The 16230-nt window shown below is 65.9% G+C and carries 12 protein-coding genes and 1 tRNA gene; 8 read left to right on the forward strand and 5 right to left on the reverse strand.

Translation table 11 applies throughout. The features are described 5' to 3' along the window. Window positions 1–67: 67 nt before the first annotated feature. Complete coding sequence (locus ACTIFP_RS05855; protein ID WP_439567767.1) at window positions 68–1207, forward strand: acyl-CoA dehydrogenase family protein; 1140 nt, start codon at window positions 68–70, stop codon at window positions 1205–1207. Between the two features lie 40 nt (window positions 1208–1247). Here the strand turns inward: ACTIFP_RS05855 and ACTIFP_RS05860 are convergent, their stop codons facing one another. The 5 genes from ACTIFP_RS05860 to ACTIFP_RS05880 form a co-directional block, all read right to left on the reverse strand. Further along, window positions 1248–3731, reverse strand: coding sequence for a TonB-dependent receptor domain-containing protein (locus ACTIFP_RS05860; RefSeq protein ID WP_439567768.1), 2484 nt, complete (start codon window positions 3729–3731; stop codon window positions 1248–1250). A gap of 2 nt (window positions 3732–3733) precedes the next feature. After that, the gene (locus ACTIFP_RS05865) at window positions 3734–4666 is read right to left on the reverse strand and encodes a FecR family protein (RefSeq protein WP_439567769.1); all 933 of its coding nucleotides are present in this window, start codon (window positions 4664–4666) and stop codon (window positions 3734–3736) included. Then, entirely contained in the window at window positions 4656–5177 is a 522-nt protein-coding gene (locus ACTIFP_RS05870) for an RNA polymerase sigma factor (protein WP_439567770.1), read from the reverse strand. Before ACTIFP_RS05870 ends, ACTIFP_RS05865 begins: the two co-directional genes overlap by 11 nt. 235 nt (window positions 5178–5412) lie before the next feature. Beyond that, on the reverse strand, window positions 5413–8625 hold the full coding sequence (locus tag ACTIFP_RS05875; protein WP_439567771.1) for an autotransporter outer membrane beta-barrel domain-containing protein: 3213 nt from the start codon (window positions 8623–8625) through the stop codon (window positions 5413–5415). A gap of 294 nt (window positions 8626–8919) precedes the next feature. After that, window positions 8920–9009: transfer RNA gene (locus ACTIFP_RS05880), tRNA-Ser, on the reverse strand. A gap of 148 nt (window positions 9010–9157) precedes the next feature. Between ACTIFP_RS05880 and ACTIFP_RS05885 the strand changes: the two genes are divergently transcribed. The 7 genes from ACTIFP_RS05885 to ACTIFP_RS05915 all read left to right on the forward strand — a co-directional run bounded on the left by ACTIFP_RS05885 (window position 9158) and on the right by ACTIFP_RS05915 (window position 16219). After that, a complete protein-coding gene (locus ACTIFP_RS05885; RefSeq protein ID WP_439567772.1) occupies window positions 9158–10219 on the forward strand; it encodes a lytic murein transglycosylase in 1062 nt (353 codons plus the stop codon). Between the two features lie 13 nt (window positions 10220–10232). Beyond that, window positions 10233–11174 (forward strand): septal ring lytic transglycosylase RlpA family protein, encoded by a 942-nt coding sequence (locus tag ACTIFP_RS05890; protein ID WP_439567773.1) that lies wholly within the window; start codon window positions 10233–10235, stop codon window positions 11172–11174. An 11-nt stretch (window positions 11175–11185) separates the two neighbouring features. Next, window positions 11186–12151, forward strand: coding sequence for a D-alanyl-D-alanine carboxypeptidase family protein (locus tag ACTIFP_RS05895; RefSeq protein WP_439567774.1), 966 nt, complete (start codon window positions 11186–11188; stop codon window positions 12149–12151). Window positions 12152–12229: 78 nt separating this feature from the next. Beyond that, window positions 12230–12850, forward strand: a complete 621-nt coding sequence (gene tmk, locus ACTIFP_RS05900) for a dTMP kinase (RefSeq protein WP_439567775.1) — start codon at window positions 12230–12232, stop codon at window positions 12848–12850. After that, window positions 12841–13827: a DNA polymerase III subunit delta' gene (locus ACTIFP_RS05905; RefSeq protein WP_439567776.1), complete on the forward strand. Its 987-nt coding sequence runs from the start codon at window positions 12841–12843 to the stop codon at window positions 13825–13827. The genes tmk and ACTIFP_RS05905 overlap by 10 nt, the downstream gene beginning before the upstream one ends. A gap of 38 nt (window positions 13828–13865) precedes the next feature. Next, window positions 13866–15443, forward strand: a complete 1578-nt coding sequence (gene metG, locus ACTIFP_RS05910; RefSeq protein WP_439567777.1) for a methionine--tRNA ligase — start codon at window positions 13866–13868, stop codon at window positions 15441–15443. Continuing rightward, window positions 15443–16219 carry a TatD family hydrolase gene (locus ACTIFP_RS05915; RefSeq protein WP_439567778.1) on the forward strand — a complete coding sequence of 259 codons (777 nt, stop codon included), beginning with the start codon at window positions 15443–15445 and terminating at the stop codon, window positions 16217–16219. Before metG ends, ACTIFP_RS05915 begins: the two co-directional genes overlap by 1 nt. The last annotated feature ends 11 nt before the right edge of the window (window positions 16220–16230 follow it).

Here is a 16230-nt window from a genome sequence, read left to right on the forward strand (position 1 = left end):
TCGCCATGACGCGACGGTGAGATCCCGGCCTTCGCCGGGATGACTATAGAGATCAGGAACGACGACAATGGATTTCACCTACACCGAAACGCAGGACATGATCCGCGACACGCTCGCGCGCTTCCTGAGCGATACCTACGATTTCGAAACGCGCCAGAAGTTCATCAATTCGGACAGCGGCCGCGATCCGGCGATCTGGACCGCGCTGGCGCAGGAACTGGGGATGCTGGGCGCGCCCTTTGCCGAAGACCATGGCGGCCTGGGCGGCGGCGCATTGGAAAATGCGATCGTGATGGAGGAATTGGGCAAGGTCATCGGGATCGAACCCTATCTGCCGACCGTCGTCATCGCGGGCGGCGCGCTGAAGGCCGTCGGTGGGGCGCAGGCCGACGCGATGATCCCCGAGATCATTGCCGGCAATGCGATTATCGCCTTTGCCTATGCCGAGCCGCAGGGCCGCTACGACCTCGCCAATTTGCGCACCACCGCGAAGAAGGACGGCGCGGGCTATGTGCTGAACGGCCACAAGGGCGTCGTTTACGCCGCACCGTGGGCAACGCACCTACTCGTCACCGCGCGCACCGGCGGTGGCCAGCGCGACCGGGAGGGCGTGTCGCTGTTCCTGATCGACGCCAATCTGCCCGGCATCGTCCGCCGCGATTATCCGACCGTCGATGGCAGCCGCGCGTCGGAAATTTATTTCGAGAATGTCGCGATCCCCGGCGATGCGCTGCTCGGCGGCGAGGGCACCGGCCTGCCGCTGGTCGAGCAGATCGTCGACGAAGCGACCGTCGCGGTGTGCGCCGAGGCGACCGGGGTGATGCAAAAGCTGCACGAAGGCACGCTGGAATACACCCAGCAGCGCAAGCAGTTCGGGGTGCCGATCGCCAAGTTCCAGGTGCTCCAGCACCGCATGGTCGATATGTTCATGGAAGTCGAACAGGCGCGCTCGATGACGATCATGGGGGTGCTGAAGCTCGACCTGCCCGCAAACGAGCGCATGGCCGCGGTCTCGGCGGCCAAAGCAAAGGTCGCGCGCGGCGCCAAGTTCGTCGGCCAGAATGCGATCCAGACCCACGGCGGCATCGGCATCACGCAGGAATTGGCGATCGGCCATTATTTCAAGCGCGCGACGATGATCGAGGGCCAGTTCGGCAGCCATGATTATCATATGGATCGCTACGAACGGATCGTGCTGGCGGATTGAGGCGCTTTTGCCCCTCCCCTTCAGGGGAGGGGCATTGGCCTTAGTACGCGACGTCGACCGCGATACGCAGCGTCCTTGGCCGCAGCGGCGTCATAAAGCCCTCATTCCCTTCAACAAACGGCGTACCGAGCGAAAACCGGTTGCCGCGTGAATCGAATAGGTTCGTGAGCGTCAGCGATAGGCCGCGCCGGTCGTTGCCGACGCGCATCGCCAACCCGGTATCGATATAGTCGCCTTGGCTCTCACCCAGCACCGGACCGATGCCGAGCCGCGACGGCCCGATATAATTGGCCCAGCCGTTGATCCGGAAATCCTCGTCGCCGATTACCGTCGCATAGTTGATCGACCCCCGCACCGCGTGGCTCGCGACATTGGGGATGCGCCCCAGCCGAGCTGGTGCGGCAGCAAATACGGGCAGAATTTCGAGCGCCAGGTCGTCGACGCGGCTGCGGTTATAGACCGCGCCGAGTTCAAAGGTCAGCGCCTCGGTCGGGCGCATCGCGAGCGCGCCCGACAGGCTGGTGATCCGTCCGTCGCCGATATTGGCGGTGGTCGGAAAGCCGGTGCTGTCGATGAAGTCGGCCTGGATGTTGCGCCAGCGGCTGTGCGACACGGCGATGCTGGCGTCGAACAAGCTTTGCCCCTTGTCGCCGAGGCGGACGCCCGCCTCCCACGTCCGCACCTGATCGTTCAGGAACCGCCGCACGAAATTGCCGTCGACCGCCAGCCCGCCGGGACGGAATCCTTCCTGATAGCGGGCATAAAGCCGCAGGTGGTGGAGCGGCGTCGCGAGCAATGAGAAGGACGGCAGCAAGTCGGTTTCGTTGCGTGACGCCGTCGTCGCGCGGCCCGCCTGGGCAAGCGCGAAGGACACGCCTTCGGCCATGCCGCCGAGCCGCGCGTGCGACAAACGGACGCCGCCCGCGGCGACGAGGTCGGGCATCACTTCAACGGTGGCCTCGGCATAGCCGGTGACTTCGGTGATCTTATTGGTGACGCCGGGCCGCACCGTGCGGAGCGGGCCATAGCCATATTCGCGGTCCTGCCGCGCGCGATTGTCGATGAAGCTGGCGCCGACGACCCAGCCCAAGCCGTCATGATAGGGACGCGAAAGGCGGTTTTCGCTGACGAACATCCGCGTCGCATTGCGCTGGTCGAGCACACGCGGCACGTCGCTGAGCGGCGTCACCTGAACTGGCGCGAACAGTCGCTCGACGTCCACCGCGCCAGCCGTGACGACCGACCCCGGCGGGGCTTCGGGCAGGCTGGCATCGAAGCGCTCGAACAGGCGGTGGTCGATAAAGGCGTTGGACGACTGGAAATGCAGGCCGTCCCAATCCTTCATGACGACGATCGTGCCAAGGCCATAGCGCGCCGAGGCATTCTGCTCGACCATCGAGTTGCGGGTCAGCGGCGGCGCGGCCTTGTCGGCATATTGCGCATCGTTCGACTTGATCGACTGGAAAACGCCGCCCAGATCGACCGTCCAGTCGTCGCCCGCGTCAAAGCGAAACGCGCCGCGTCCGCCGCGCACATGGACGCGATTGCCATCATTTTGGCCGCGCAGCGGGTTATCGATATAGCCGCCGTCGGTGAGCATGTAGCCGACCAGCCGCAGCGCATGGCCATTGTCACCAACCGGCAGATTGGCGATCGCGGCGATGTCGCCGCCGGGGTCGCCATGCTGGGTCAGCGAGACGCCCGCAATCGCCTGCACCGACATGGCGCGCGGGTCGGGGGCTTTGGGGACGACGCGAATGATCCCGCCGAGCGACCCGGCGCCATAAAGCGTGCCCTGCGGCCCTTCGAGGATTTCGACATTGTCGACGTCGTAGAGGCGCAGGTCGGGGTCGGGCGCGTTGTAGCTGAGGCGGATGTCGCCCAGATATTGCCCGACGGTCGATTGCGTCGGACCGGTGAAGCTGGAATCGGCGATGCCGCGGATGAACAGCTTGTTGCGTCCCGAACCCAGATGGGTCGAGGACACCGTGGCGGTGCGCGACAGGATAGATTCCATCCCGCGTTCGCCGCCAAACGCCAAATCGCCGCCACTCAATTGGGTGACGACGCCGGCGAAATGCGAATAGGGCAGGTCGGTCTTTGACGCGGTGACGATGATCTCGTCCCGCGCCGCGGCGACCATGTCTTGCGAAGGTTCGCGCGCGCGCGGCTGCGACGCCTGTTGCGGCGCGGGGGCAGGGCGACGCGCGAGACGCGGCGCGGGCGGGCGGCGTTCGATGCGCCAGCTGGTGGCGCTCACCCGGACGGCGCGGGCGTCGGAGTCCTTGAGCAGGCGCTTGATCGCTTCCTCGACGCTCATCCGCCCGCGCACCGGTTTGACCCGCGCCTGCCACAGCTTGGCGTCGACGACGCTGATGCTGACGCCGGCCTGGCGGCTAATTACCGGCAAGGCGGTCGACAGACTTCCCTTGGGCACGTCGAAGGCGCGCTCCTCCGCCGCCAAGGCCTGCGCGGGCAAGCTCAGCGTTATCGCCGCAGCGACGAAGGCAAGGCGCGGGTGCATGTTCAGCGGGTCAGGATCCAGCCATCGCCTTGCCGCCGCGCCCTTGTTCCCGACAAAGCGGCGAGATCGGATATGGTGCGGTCGCGGTTGGCGTCGATGATCAGCGCGCCGCGGAACGAAAGGGCCGCGGCGGCAGGGGTTACCTGTACCTCCATACCGGCGGTTCGTTTCAGATCTTCGGCCACCACGGCCAGCGGCGCACCGTTGTAAACGAGCAGCCCGCTGCGCCAGCCGCCGACGCTGGCGACGTCGACGTCCTGAACTATCGGCGGCCGACGATCGCCGTCGCGCGCTTCGATCGCTTTCCCGGCAACCAGGCGGACCTTGTCGCGGTCAGGGTTGTAGAGGACGATGCCCTCCGACACCGCGACCGACGTCTGGCGTTCGCGCCGCACGACGTTGAATGCGGTGCCCAGGTCGACGATCCGGTCGCCGCCCGTCTCGACCACAAAGGGATCGTTGTCGCGGTGTACGACATGGAACATCGCCTCGCCCGCTTCCAGCCGAGCAAAGCGCGGACGATCGGGATCGATTTCGACGACCGAGCCACCATTGATTTCGATCCGCGATCCGTCCGCCAGCTTGATGGTGCGATGTTCGCCGGCCGCGGTTTCGATCCGGTCGGCGTTGCCGAACGGGTTCACCGTCGACAAACCGATGACTGCGACCAAAGCGGCAGCCATTGCACCACCGAACCAGGCGCGGCGCGATGGGCGGCGCGGCGCGATCGGCATGGTGACGACCACGGGCTTGGCCAGCGGCGGCAGCGCGTCGAGATCCTGATCGAGGCTGGCGATGGCATCGTAAATCGCGGCATGGTCGGGGCTTTCGGCCAGCCAGTCGGCAAAGCCGTCCCAATCGTCGAACGCGGCATCGCGCTGACGGATCAACCAGTCGATGGCGCGTGCTTCGGCGGGGCTGGCATCAGGCTGCATCGAACTGCCTCCGTAGCGCGGCGAGGGCGGCATAGACTTTGCGCAAATCGGCTTCGACGGTGCTCAGGCTGACCCCCATTTCGCTGGCTATATCGCGTTGCTGCAAGCCGTCGACCCGGAACCGGCGAAAAATGCGGGCCGGTCGTTCGCCGGTCGCCACAATCGCGGCTTCGACCAGCACCAGCTGCTCGCGCGAGATCAGCGCGGTCTCCGCCGACGGGACATGCCCCGCCGCGGCTTCACCCCACGCCTGGTCGCGCAGCGCGCTTTGCCGCGCCGAACGATAGCGGTCGAGCATCAGATTGTTCGCGGCGCGCATGACATAGGGCAGCGGGTCGGCGACCGGCCCCATCGGGCGATCGGTCAGCCGCATCCACAAATCCTGGAACAGATCCTCGGCCGCGTCGCCCGCGCCGCGCACCTCCAGAAACCGGATGATCCGGCTCCGGTTGGCGAGCAATACGCCTTCGATGCCCTGAGCGGCGCCGGATCGGTCGTGCGACATGGTCATGGATTGCTTGCTCTGGAACGCCATCTTTTGCCGGATCGCGCCACCCCGGCGCGTGCCATACGTCCCCCCGATGACGCCGTCATATAGCGCCCATGCTCCGCCGCGCAACTCCGGCACCGGTAGGGAAGGGATCGATCGTGCAAGCATCGCTGTCTTCGTTCAGTTCCAAAAAAGGCAAGGGGGAAGCGAGGGTAGGGAGTACGCTTCCCCCTTGCACGCGGGGCCGGCCGGGGGGCTAGAGGCCGACCCGCAGACTCGCACGGAACGCCCAGCCGATATGGCTTTGCTGTTCCTCCGCGGACATTTCGCCGGCGACCTGAAAGGCCGAATTGCCAGCGATACCACGGAGACGGCCGACCCAGCCGCTCGTGCGATCATCGGGGGTAAGGGTGAACGGCGTACCGTCCTTGAACGACGCGGTCGTCGAACCCAGCGTGCCGCCGACGATCTGGCGACGGCCGCCTTCGATTTCGAAGCGCGTCCAGCCGTCATATTGGTCGAGACCGCCGAAATCCATGCCGAGGGCAACGGTGCCCGATACCGCCAGCTCGTCGCTGTCGCGGCCCAGCACCTTCAGGTCGAGCGCGTTGCCGCCCCCGGTTTCCTGATAGCCCTTCTCGGTCAGCTTGAAATAATCGACCGCGACCATCGGGCGGATCGTGATGCCGCCCGCTTCGGCATCATAGGCGAGCGAGCCCGACGCCGACCACAGGGTGCCGTCCCATTTGCCCTTCATCGTCTTGTCGATGTCCTCGGCGCCCGCCTCGGCGCGGAAGATGCGGGTGCCTTTCAGGCTGATCGGGGCGCCCGACACGCGCGCGTTGGCCATGAAGCCGTCCGAACGCAGGCGCCAGTGCAGCGCGCCTTCGAACTGGCTGGTGGCGACTTCATTGGCGTTGCTGCCATTGCCGTCCTTGCCGCTGAGGAAGGCGATCGAGCCGCCGAAGTTGCCGATGTCGCTCTTGATTTCGGCGCCAAGCCCGATGCCCCAGCCGCTGACGTCATAGCTGGCGGTGTCTCCGACGCTTTTCGACGTCCCCCACACGGCCTGGTTGACCCAATAGCCCCATTTACCTTCGTCCTGGAACGGCGCATTGGGATCCTGCAGGTGGCGCGACAGCGCGCGCGAACCCGAGGTGACGGTTTCGAACACCCCGCCTTCATGCTCGGGCAGCATCTGGCCGAGCTGGGCACGGAACTGGTCGCCGCTGGTGATCCCCAGGAAGACGTCCTCGATCTTCTGGTCGGCGACCACCGCGTCGAGCACCGCATCGAACGCCCCGGCTTCCGAACGGTTGAGCCCGAGCTCGGCCGTGCTCTTGCGCGACACATCGACGATCAGCTGGGTGGCGTTCGAGGTCAGCGTGCCCTTGTAAAGGAAGGGCAGCAGCGTCTGCGACGCGGTCAGGTTGTTCGCGCCGGTCAGCGTTCCCGCGGTCAGCACGATGTGCCGCCCCTCGGCCTGCTCGATGCTCGACAGCCGCAGCGCCAGTTTGGATTCGGCGCCAAAGCTGGCGTTGCCGGTGACCTGCACCGCGGTGCCGGTGCTGCCAGTGTCGAGCAGGACGCCCAACGTTCCCTTGTCGGTGACCGCGAGCGACGCAATCCGCGCCGCGCCGCTGACGTCAAAGGTGCCGCCGCCGACCGTGACCGCCAGCCCCTGTGCATTGGCGAGCGATCCCGAGAACATCGCTGTGCCGCCGATGCTCAGCGTATCGGTGCCGCCGCCGAAATCGACCGCGCCGGTGTATTTCGAGGTGCCGGACAGCGCCATGCTGTCGTTGCCCGCGCCGAAGCGCGCATTGCCGGCGTAAGTCGCGTCACCCGACAGCGTAAGGCGGTTGTTGCCCGCGCCAAAGATGCTGTTGCCCTTCACCGACCCGTCGGCGATGTCGAAAATGTCGTTACCGCTGCCAAAGCGAATGTCGCCGACGATGCTGGGGGCGGTCACCCCGGTCGCGACCGCGGTCTGCTTGACCGTCGCCCCGCTGGTGTTGGCCGACAGGTCGATCGCGACATTGCGATCCGACGAGGCGAGCGCGCCGGTGGCGCTGATCGTGCCGCTGTTTTCGACCGTCGCGACCCGGCCCGACAGGTCGACGATCGCGCGCGCGGTGCCGTTGTCCCCGCCGGTCTTGGCCGCAATCGTACCGCTGTTGCGGATCAGCGCGACATCGCCGCCGGCCTCGACGATGACCGCGGTCGCGACCGAACCCGCGACATTGCCCGCGGTGGTCGCCTCGACCTTGCCCGCGTTGCGCAGTTCGGGGGTGGTCGCGCCGCCGCCGATCCGGATCGCCGTCGCCGCAACGTCCCTCGACAGCGCCGTCACGCTGCCGGTCGCGCCGATGCCGATGCCGCCCGCGATGGTCACCGCGCCGCCGAGGCCGCCGATCTGCATCCCGTTGCCGTCCTTGCCGGCATAAAGCCCATTACCCAGCACGGCGCCGTCGATGATCAGGCCCAACCAGGTGCCGGTCCCGGCGACCGGGCCGATCGTCACACTTTGCGCCGTCGACCCGATGCGCACCGCCGCCGCCGACCCGAACGAACGCACCGCGGCGCTGCCTTCCTTGTCGTCGGGCAGGCCGTCCTTGTCCTCGTCATTGTCCGTTGTGCTGTTGTCCTTGGGCGGCACTGCAAGCACGATGCCGCCCGTCACATTGCCTTCGACCGACAGCGCCGGACCGCCAATCAGCAGGTCGTCGGCATCAAGCTTCGACGGGTCTGCCGGGGGGGTGATAAAGCGATAGCCGGTGGCGGTCAGATTGCCCTGGACGACCAGCGCGCCGGTGACATTGCCCGCCAGTCGCGCGCCGATCGCATCGACGCCGGTGGCGGTGATCGTCCCGGCCAGGCGGACGTTGCCGGTGACATCCTGTAACCCGACGCCGAGCGCGCGGTCGCCGAGCACGGTGACCGTGCCGTCGCTGATGAAATTGCCGGTCAGCGGCCCGCCAAGCCGAATGCCCGCCGAATCATTACCCTCGATGGCGACCGAACCGTTGTTGACGATGTTGCCGGTAAAGGCGCCGCCGGTCGCGATGCCGACGCGGTTGCTGCCCAGCGCAAAGGCGCCATCGATGTCGCCATCATTGTCGATGTCGGTCGGCGCATAGGGTTCATCGATGATGATCTTGCCAGTCGCGGCGTTGGTGATCGATCCGACCGTCCCGGCGTTGGCAACGATGCCGCGGGCGCCGTTGACGTTGCTGATCTCGATCGTGCCTTCGTTGATCACCTTGTGATTGCTGTCGATGGTGACCGCGGTGCCGCCGGTCGGCTTCACCGACCCGGTCGAGGTGATCTTGATGTCATCGGGCGCACCCGATTTGATCGTCGATGTCCGCACCGGGGCGGTGGTCGCGGTGGTGATCGTCGTTTCCGCCTGGGCAGGTGTCGAAAGCAGGGCGGCCAGACAGGTGGTGGCCAGCAGGGTCTTGCGCATCGGGTTCCTCTTGTGATCGGGGCCGGAATATTGGTCCGGCGACAATCACAAGACGGAGCAGGGTCGGCGCAGCCTTGGAGAAAAGATTGCACGCCTGACGGCGACCCGCGCGTTGGTGTCGATGCCATTTACCATTCGCGGTGCGCCTGATATGGGGGCCGCGCTACGGGGGGCAAAAAACATAAGGTCGCCGTGGCGTTTCGCCGCGATCGTTTCGGACGTTCGCTTGGGGCAGCGTCCACTCTGCACCGGGCATCGCGGTAAAAATGCGAACTCCCGGGGCAGCGCGCCACTTGGCGGACAGGGTGGGATTCGAACCCACGGTGAGCTTGCACCCACGGCGGTTTTCAAGACCGCTGCCTTAAACCACTCGGCCACCTGTCCGCTCGGTCGCCGCCATAGCGCGATGCGGCCTTGCGGCAAGAAAAACCTTGCTGGCTCGGCCTGCCGTGCGAATGACTCGGCTCATCCCGCCCTTGCCTAGCCAAGCCGCTCGCATCTGTGCGAGACACGCCTTATGGATGGGTACATCATGCACGCTATCGGTTTCAAAATCGGACGCCTTTTCGCTCTCGCCGCCGCTATTCTGTCGGCTTGGCTGCTCACCGCATCGGCGCCGCTGCACGCGCAGAGCGGCGACAGCGGCTTCGACGCCTATGTCCAGTCGCTGTGGCCCAAGGCGCAGGCGCGCGGCGTGTCGCGGCAGGTGTTTGACCGTGTGACCGCGGGACTGCGCTATAACCCGCGGGTGATCGCGCTCGACCGCGACAATCTGGGCAGCCCGCCGACCAACGACACCCCGATCCCGAATTTCGCGCCCTACAAGGCGAAGCATGTCGATGCGGCGCGGATCGGCGGCGGGCGCCGGGTCCACGACCGCCTGCTGCCCTTGCTGTCGCGGATCGAGGCGCGCACGGGGGTGCCGACCAGCATCATGATCGCGATCTATGGTCATGAGACGGCCTATGGGCAGGTTACTGGCAGCTTTGACCTGCCCGAAGCACTGGCAACATTGGCCTATGAAGGCCGCCGCCGCAGCCTGTTCGAACCCGAGTTCCTTGCGACGCTGGAAATGGTCCAGCGCGGAGTGCCGCGCGAGGTGCTGAAGGGCAGCTGGGCCGGCGCGTTCGGCTATCCGCAGTTCCTGCCGTCGGTTTATCTGGCGGTGGCCGAGGACGGCGACGGCGACGGGCGCGCCAATATCTGGTCGAGCGAGGCCGACGCGATCGAATCGATTGGGGCCTATCTCCGCCGTGCGGGCTGGCGCGCCGGGCAGCCATGGGGCGTCGCCGTCACCGTGCCGGGCGGCTTTGACCGAAGCCGCGTCGCCAGCCGCCTGGCGCCCACCCGCTGCGCCCGCGTTTTTGCGCGCCACAGCCGCTGGCGCACGATGGCCGAATGGCGCGCCGACGGTATCCAGCCGATCGGCGGGCGCTGGCCCGACGGACAGGTTCAGGCGGTGCTGCTCGAACCCGACGGCCCCGGACGAACCGCATATTTGCTGACCGGTAACTATCGTGCGATATTGGACTATAATTGTTCCAACTTTTACGCACTGTCTGTGGGGTTGCTGGCGGATGAAATCGATCGGTAGGAAAACGGGGTTGATGGCCGGGGCGCTGCTGCTGCTCGCCGGTTGTGGCAGTTTCGGCGGTGAGCGCGAGGGCGGGCCGACCGCCAGCCCGACACCGGCCCAATCGACGGGCGGCGTCAGCGATACGCCGGTCAAGATCGGCGACCCCTATACGATCGGCGGCACGACCTACACCCCATCGGACATCGCCGATTATGACGATGTCGGCTACGCAAGCTGGTATGGCGAGGAACTCGCCGGACGGCCGACCGCCAATGGCGAGACATTTGACCCCGCGGCGATCAGCGCCGCGCACAAGACACTGCCGCTTCCCAGCTATGTCGAGGTGACGGCGCTCGATACCGGGCGCACGATCCTGGTTCGCGTCAACGACCGTGGGCCGATGGTCGGCGACCGGTTGATCGACCTGTCGCGCGGCGCCGCCGAACAGCTGGGCCTGACCGACGGCGTTTCGGCGGTGCGGGTGCGGCGCACGAACCCGCCCGCCGCCGAACGCGCACAGCTGCGCGCCGGTCGAGCGGTCCCCGAACGGATCGCGACCCCCGATTCGCTGCTGTCGATCCTGCGCACCAAGCTGAAAGCCATGCCGGTGCCCAAGGCGCTGGCCGCGGCACCATCGGTCGAGGCGCAGCCTGCTGCGCCGATCGCTTCGGCGAAAGCCAAGCCCGGCGACGACCGCCTGGTTGTTGAAAAGCCCAGGCCCGCGGCCAAACCGGCAGTGACGGCCAAGCCCGCTCCGGCAGCCACCGGCAAATATGTCGTGCAGGTCGGTGCATTCAGCAGCGAAAGCCGCGCCAATGCGGCGGCGAGTTCGGTGGATGGCACGGTCACCAAGGCAGGCAACCTCTGGCGGGTGCGGATCGGCCCCTTCGCGAGCGATGCCGACGCGCGCGGCGCGCTGGGCAAAGCCAAGGCCAAGGGCTTTCGCGACGCGGTGGTCCAGCGCGATCGCTGACGGGCCAATCGGTGATAGAAATCGCAAGAATAACAAAGAATAGCGCCGCGGTTTTCGCAGGGCTTGCACTGGTCTTTGCCGCGCCCGCGTCGGCGGCGAACGATGCGCGTCCGAAAAGCGCCGCCGCAGCCCGTCCGCTTTACACCACTCAGGCGCCGATCGTGATGCTCAAGGATCTCGACTCAGGCGAAATCCTTTATTCGCGCGGCGCCGAAAAACGCTTTGCCCCAGCATCGATGGCCAAGGTGATGACCGCCTATGTCGTACTCGACCTGATCAAGAAGGGCGAATTGTCGCGCGACAAGCAATTTACCGTCAGCGACGCGACATGGAAGAAATGGAGCGGCAGCAGCGGCGGATCGACGATGTTCCTTCGCCCCGGCGAGAAAATTTCGGTCGACGATCTGCTGAAAGGCCTGATCACCGTGTCGGGCAATGATGCCGCGGCGGTGCTGGCGGTTGGAATTGATGGCAGCGAAGAAGTTTTCTCTAAAAGAATGAACATAATAGCTGGTGGCATAGAGATGAAATCGAGCTATTTCGGAACGCCGAGTGGCTGGCCCGACGGCGGGGCGACGAAAGTCAGCGCCGCCGACCTGATCACACTCGCCGATCGGCTGATCCGCGACCATCCCGGCGGCTATGCCCGCTATTTCTCGCTGCCGAGGCTTCAGCACGGCACCTCGCCCGAAGGCAAGCCGATTGTCCAGTCCAACCGCAACCCGATCCTCGGCCGCTTTGTTGGCGCCGACGGCCTGAAAACCGGGCACACATCCGAAGCGGGCTATTGCTTCCTGGGGTCGGCGAAGCGCGACGGGCGCCGCCTGATCATGGTCGTCGCGGGCCTGCCGAGCGACAAGGCGCGCCGCGATGAAGCCGAACGGCTGATGACCTGGGGTTTTTCGGTGCCGATAGCGTCGGTCGACGGCGGCATAGGCAAAAAGGCAGCCAGTGGCGGCGGCCGCGCTGCGCCGTGATGACAAAGCGCGTGGCGGCGGCTACCGCCGCATGATGCACGCGCGCTCCTTTCTTCTCGATCTCGACAGGCGGTCGGCATGACGCGTGGGCGCTTCATCACGCTGGAGGGCGGTGAAGGGGTCGGCAAATCGACGCAGATCCATGCGCTCGCCGCGGCGCTTGCGGCAGGCGGCATCGAAGTCGTCACAACGCGCGAACCCGGCGGCAGCACAGGCGCCGAAGCGATCCGGACGCTGTTGATGGAAGGCAGCGAGGACCGCTGGGATGCGCGCAGCGAGGCGTTGTTGTTCGCCGCGGCGCGCGCCGACCATGTCGCGCGCACGATCCGCCCTGCGCTGGCGCGCGGCGCGTGGGTCTTGTGCGACCGCTTCGTCGATTCGAGCCGCGCCTATCAGGGCGGCGGCGGCGGCATCACCGATGCCGACATATTGGCGCTGCATGGCGTGGGGTCCGAAGGGCTGCTGCCCGACCGCACCTTTCTGCTCACCGTCAGCCCCGCCGAAGCCGCGCGGCGCCTGACCGCACGCGGCGGCAGCGACCGCATGGGCAGCAAACCCGCCGACTATCAGGCGCGGCTCGCCGCGCGTTTCGTCGAAATGGCCGCGGCCGAACCCGACCGATGGCGGATCATCGACGCCGACGCCCCCGCCGGGCAGGTCACCGCGGCGATCATGAACGGGCTTTCCGAATGGCTGTGATCGGCCATCAGGATGCCGAGGCCGCCTTTCTCGAAGGCTGGCAGGGCGGGCGGCTGCACCACGCCTGGCTGCTCGCCGGGCCGCAGGGGATGGGGAAGGGGGCGTTTGCCGCACGTGTGGCGCGCTTCCTCGTCACCCATGGCCGCGGCGGCGACGGGCAGGCGCTCGCGCTCGACGATCCCGGTGACGGCACCGCGGGGCGTCTGGTTGAGGCGGGGAATCATCCCGAAATCCTGCACCTGACGCGTCAGCCGAAGGACAAGAGCAAAGACCTCGCGCGCAACATCACGATCGAACAGGTGCGGCAGATGATCCGCCGCCTGCACCTGTCGCTGTCGCTCGGCGACTGGCGCGTCATCATCGTCGATGCGGTCGACGATCTGGAAACCGACGCCGCCAACGCCTTGCTCAAGACGCTCGAGGAACCGCCGGCGAAAACGTTGTTCCTGCTTGTCAGCCACTCGCCCGGACGCTTGTTACCGACGATCCGGTCGCGATGCAGAACGCTGCGTTTTCAACCAGTTGATCGTGACGTCATGACAGCGTGGCTGCACGATCTGCGCCCGATGCTCGATCTTGCCGAAGCGCGCGCGATCGTCGCGGCGTCGGGCGGTGTGCCGGGCAAGGCGCTGGCGCTGATCGACAGCGATGTTGCGGCGATGGAGAAAAAGCTGCTGGCGATTGCCGCGACCGGCGACCCCGAAAACCGGTTGCGCGAGGCGCTGGCGCGCGAGGTTGGCGGCACCAGCAATCGCGCCCGGCTCGAACTTGTTATCGACATCGTGCCGGGGCTGCTCGCGCGGCTGGCGCGCGAGCGTTCGGTTGCGGAGATTGCCCCGATTCTCGCGCAATGGGACCGCGTCCAGCGAACCGTTCGCGATGCCATTCGCGGTTCCTATGACGGGACGATGGTGGGGTTCGAAATCGGCAATTGCCTGGCCGGACTGGCGCCGCGTTCGGGACAGGCGGCACGCTGACGCTTTCCCTCGCGCGCGCCAGCGGCTAAGGCGCGGCCATGTCCGAAAACAGCGCCCCTTTCTACATCACCACCGCGATCAGCTACCCCAATGGCCGCCCGCACATCGGCCATGCCTATGAAGCAATCGCCACCGACGTGATGGCACGCTTCCAGCGCGCGCGCGGCCGCGACGTCCGGCTGATCACCGGCACCGACGAACATGGGCTGAAAATGTTCCAGACGGCGCGTGACCAGGGCCGCGAAACCATCGATCTTGCCGATGAAATGTCGTCTTATTTCCGTGATATGTACGCCAAACTGAACATAAGTTATGACAATTTCATGCGCACGTCGGACGCCGCGCATCACGCCGCGTCGCAGGCGATCTGGCGCGCGATGGAGGCCAATGGCGATCTTTATCTCGATCGTTACGAAGGTTGGTATTCGGTTCGCGACGAAGCCTTTTACGACGAAAGCGAGCTCGTCGACGGGGAAGGCGATGCCCGCCTGTCGCCGCAGGGCACCCCGGTCGAGTGGACGGTCGAGGAGAGCTGGTTCTTCCGACTGTCAAACTATCAGGACAGGCTGCTCGCGCTGTACCACGACCAGCCCGATTTCATCCGCCCCGAAAGCCGCCGCAACGAAGTGATGCGCTTCGTCGAAGGCGGGCTTAAGGATCTCAGCGTCTCGCGCACCAGTTTCGACTGGGGCGTGCCGGTGCCCGGATCGCCCGGGCATGTGATGTATGTGTGGGTCGACGCGCTCACCACCTATCTCTCGGGGCTGGGCTATCCCGCGCTCGATGGCGATTTCGGCAAATTCTGGCCCGCGAATATCCATATGATCGGCAAGGATATTGTGCGTTTTCATACGGTTTACTGGCCGGCCTTCCTGATGAGTGCCGGTCTGCCGCTGCCGCAGCAGGTGTTCGGCCACGGTTTCCTGCTCAACCGCGGCGAGAAGATGTCGAAATCGCTGGGCAATGTCGTCGATCCGATGGCACTCGCCGACACCTTCGGGGTCGATCCGCTGCGTTATTATCTGCTGCGCGAGGTCAGCTTCGGGCAGGACGGCACCTATTCGGCCGAAGCGATCGTGCGCACCGCCAATGCCGATCTGGCGAACAGCTTCGGCAATCTAGCGCAGCGCAGCTTGTCGATGATTTTCAAGAATTTGGATGGTGTTCTGTCGACCGACTATGCGTGGCACGAGGATGATCGCGCGTTGCTCTCGATCGTCGACGATGCCTGCGGCAATCTGCTACCGCGCGAATTTGAACAGCTTGCCTTCTCGACCGGGATCGAAGAGTGGCTGCGCGCCGTTTTCGCGTGCAATCAATATGTCGATACACAGGCGCCATGGGCGCTGCGGAAAACCGACCCCGATCGGATGCGCGCGGTGCTGATGACCCTGTTTCAGGTCGTCCGCACCCTGGCGATCGCGATTCGTCCGGTGGTGCCGACTGCCGCGGACCAGTTGCTCGAGCAAATGGGTATTGGCGAAGACGCCCGCAATTTCGCGGCGCTTTCTGACGCCGACTGGTTCGCGAACCTCGCCGCGACCGGCTTCAAGGTGGGCCAGCCGACCCCCCTCTTCCCGCGTCTCGAACTGCCGGCAGGGGAAGGGGAGGCGTAATGCTCGTCGATTCGCACTGCCACCTTAATTACAAGGGGCTCGCCGAGCAGCAGGGCGACGTGCTGGAGCGCGCCCGCGCCCGCGGGGTCACCGCGATGCTCAACATCGCGACGCGCGAAAGCGAATGGGACGACGTGCTGGCGGCCGCCGAGGCCAATCCCGATGTGTGGGCCAGCGTCGGCATCCATCCGCACGACGCCGATGATCATCCCGACGTCGACACCGCCAAGCTGGTCGAGCGCGCGGCGCATCCGCGCGTGATCGGCATCGGCGAGACCGGGCTCGATTATTATTACGACAAGAGCGACCGCGTCCGGCAGCAAGACAGCTTCCGCCGCCATATCCATGCGGCGCAGCAGACGGGGCTGCCGATCATCGTCCATACGCGCGACGCTGAAGACGACACACTGTCGTTGCTTGGCGAGGAGATGGGCAGGGCGGCCTTTCCCGGCGTCATCCATTGCTTCACCGCCAGCGACGATTTCGCGCGCCGGGCGCTCGACCTGGGGCTGTTCATTTCGATTTCGGGCATCGTGACCTTCAAGAATGCCGCCGATCTGCAGGCGACGGCAAAATGGTTGCCGCAGGACCGGCTGCTGATCGAAACCGACTCCCCTTTCCTCGCCCCCGTCCCCCACCGCGGCAAGACCGGCGAACCGGCCTTCGTTGCCGACACGCTGGCGTTTCTGTCAACGCTGCGGGGCGACGACGAAGCAGCGCTGGCGGCGGCGACCAGCGCCAATTTTTATGCGCTTTTCAACAAGGCCGCGCCATAATGTCACACCGC

The organism is Sphingopyxis sp., assembly GCF_051861155.1.
Classification (GTDB): Bacteria; Pseudomonadota; Alphaproteobacteria; order Sphingomonadales; family Sphingomonadaceae; genus Sphingopyxis.

Excerpts from the sequence above, each read along its gene's own strand:
- ACTIFP_RS05865 (WP_439567769.1), bottom strand. The coding sequence starts at position 4,666 with ATGCAGCCTGATGCCAGCCCCGCCGAAGCACGCGCCATCGACTGGTTG.
- ACTIFP_RS05860 (WP_439567768.1), bottom strand. The coding sequence starts at position 3,731 with ATGCACCCGCGCCTTGCCTTCGTCGCTGCGGCGATAACGCTGAGCTTG.
- tmk (WP_439567775.1), top strand. The coding sequence starts at position 12,230 with ATGACGCGTGGGCGCTTCATCACGCTGGAGGGCGGTGAAGGGGTCGGC.
- ACTIFP_RS05890 (WP_439567773.1), top strand. The coding sequence starts at position 10,233 with ATGGCCGGGGCGCTGCTGCTGCTCGCCGGTTGTGGCAGTTTCGGCGGT.
- ACTIFP_RS05905 (WP_439567776.1), top strand. The coding sequence starts at position 12,841 with ATGGCTGTGATCGGCCATCAGGATGCCGAGGCCGCCTTTCTCGAAGGC.
- ACTIFP_RS05855 (WP_439567767.1), top strand. The coding sequence starts at position 68 with ATGGATTTCACCTACACCGAAACGCAGGACATGATCCGCGACACGCTC.
- ACTIFP_RS05885 (WP_439567772.1), top strand. The coding sequence starts at position 9,158 with ATGCACGCTATCGGTTTCAAAATCGGACGCCTTTTCGCTCTCGCCGCC.
- metG (WP_439567777.1), top strand. The coding sequence starts at position 13,866 with ATGTCCGAAAACAGCGCCCCTTTCTACATCACCACCGCGATCAGCTAC.
- ACTIFP_RS05870 (WP_439567770.1), bottom strand. The coding sequence starts at position 5,177 with ATGACCATGTCGCACGACCGATCCGGCGCCGCTCAGGGCATCGAAGGC.
- ACTIFP_RS05875 (WP_439567771.1), bottom strand. The coding sequence starts at position 8,625 with ATGCGCAAGACCCTGCTGGCCACCACCTGTCTGGCCGCCCTGCTTTCG.
- ACTIFP_RS05915 (WP_439567778.1), top strand. The coding sequence starts at position 15,443 with ATGCTCGTCGATTCGCACTGCCACCTTAATTACAAGGGGCTCGCCGAG.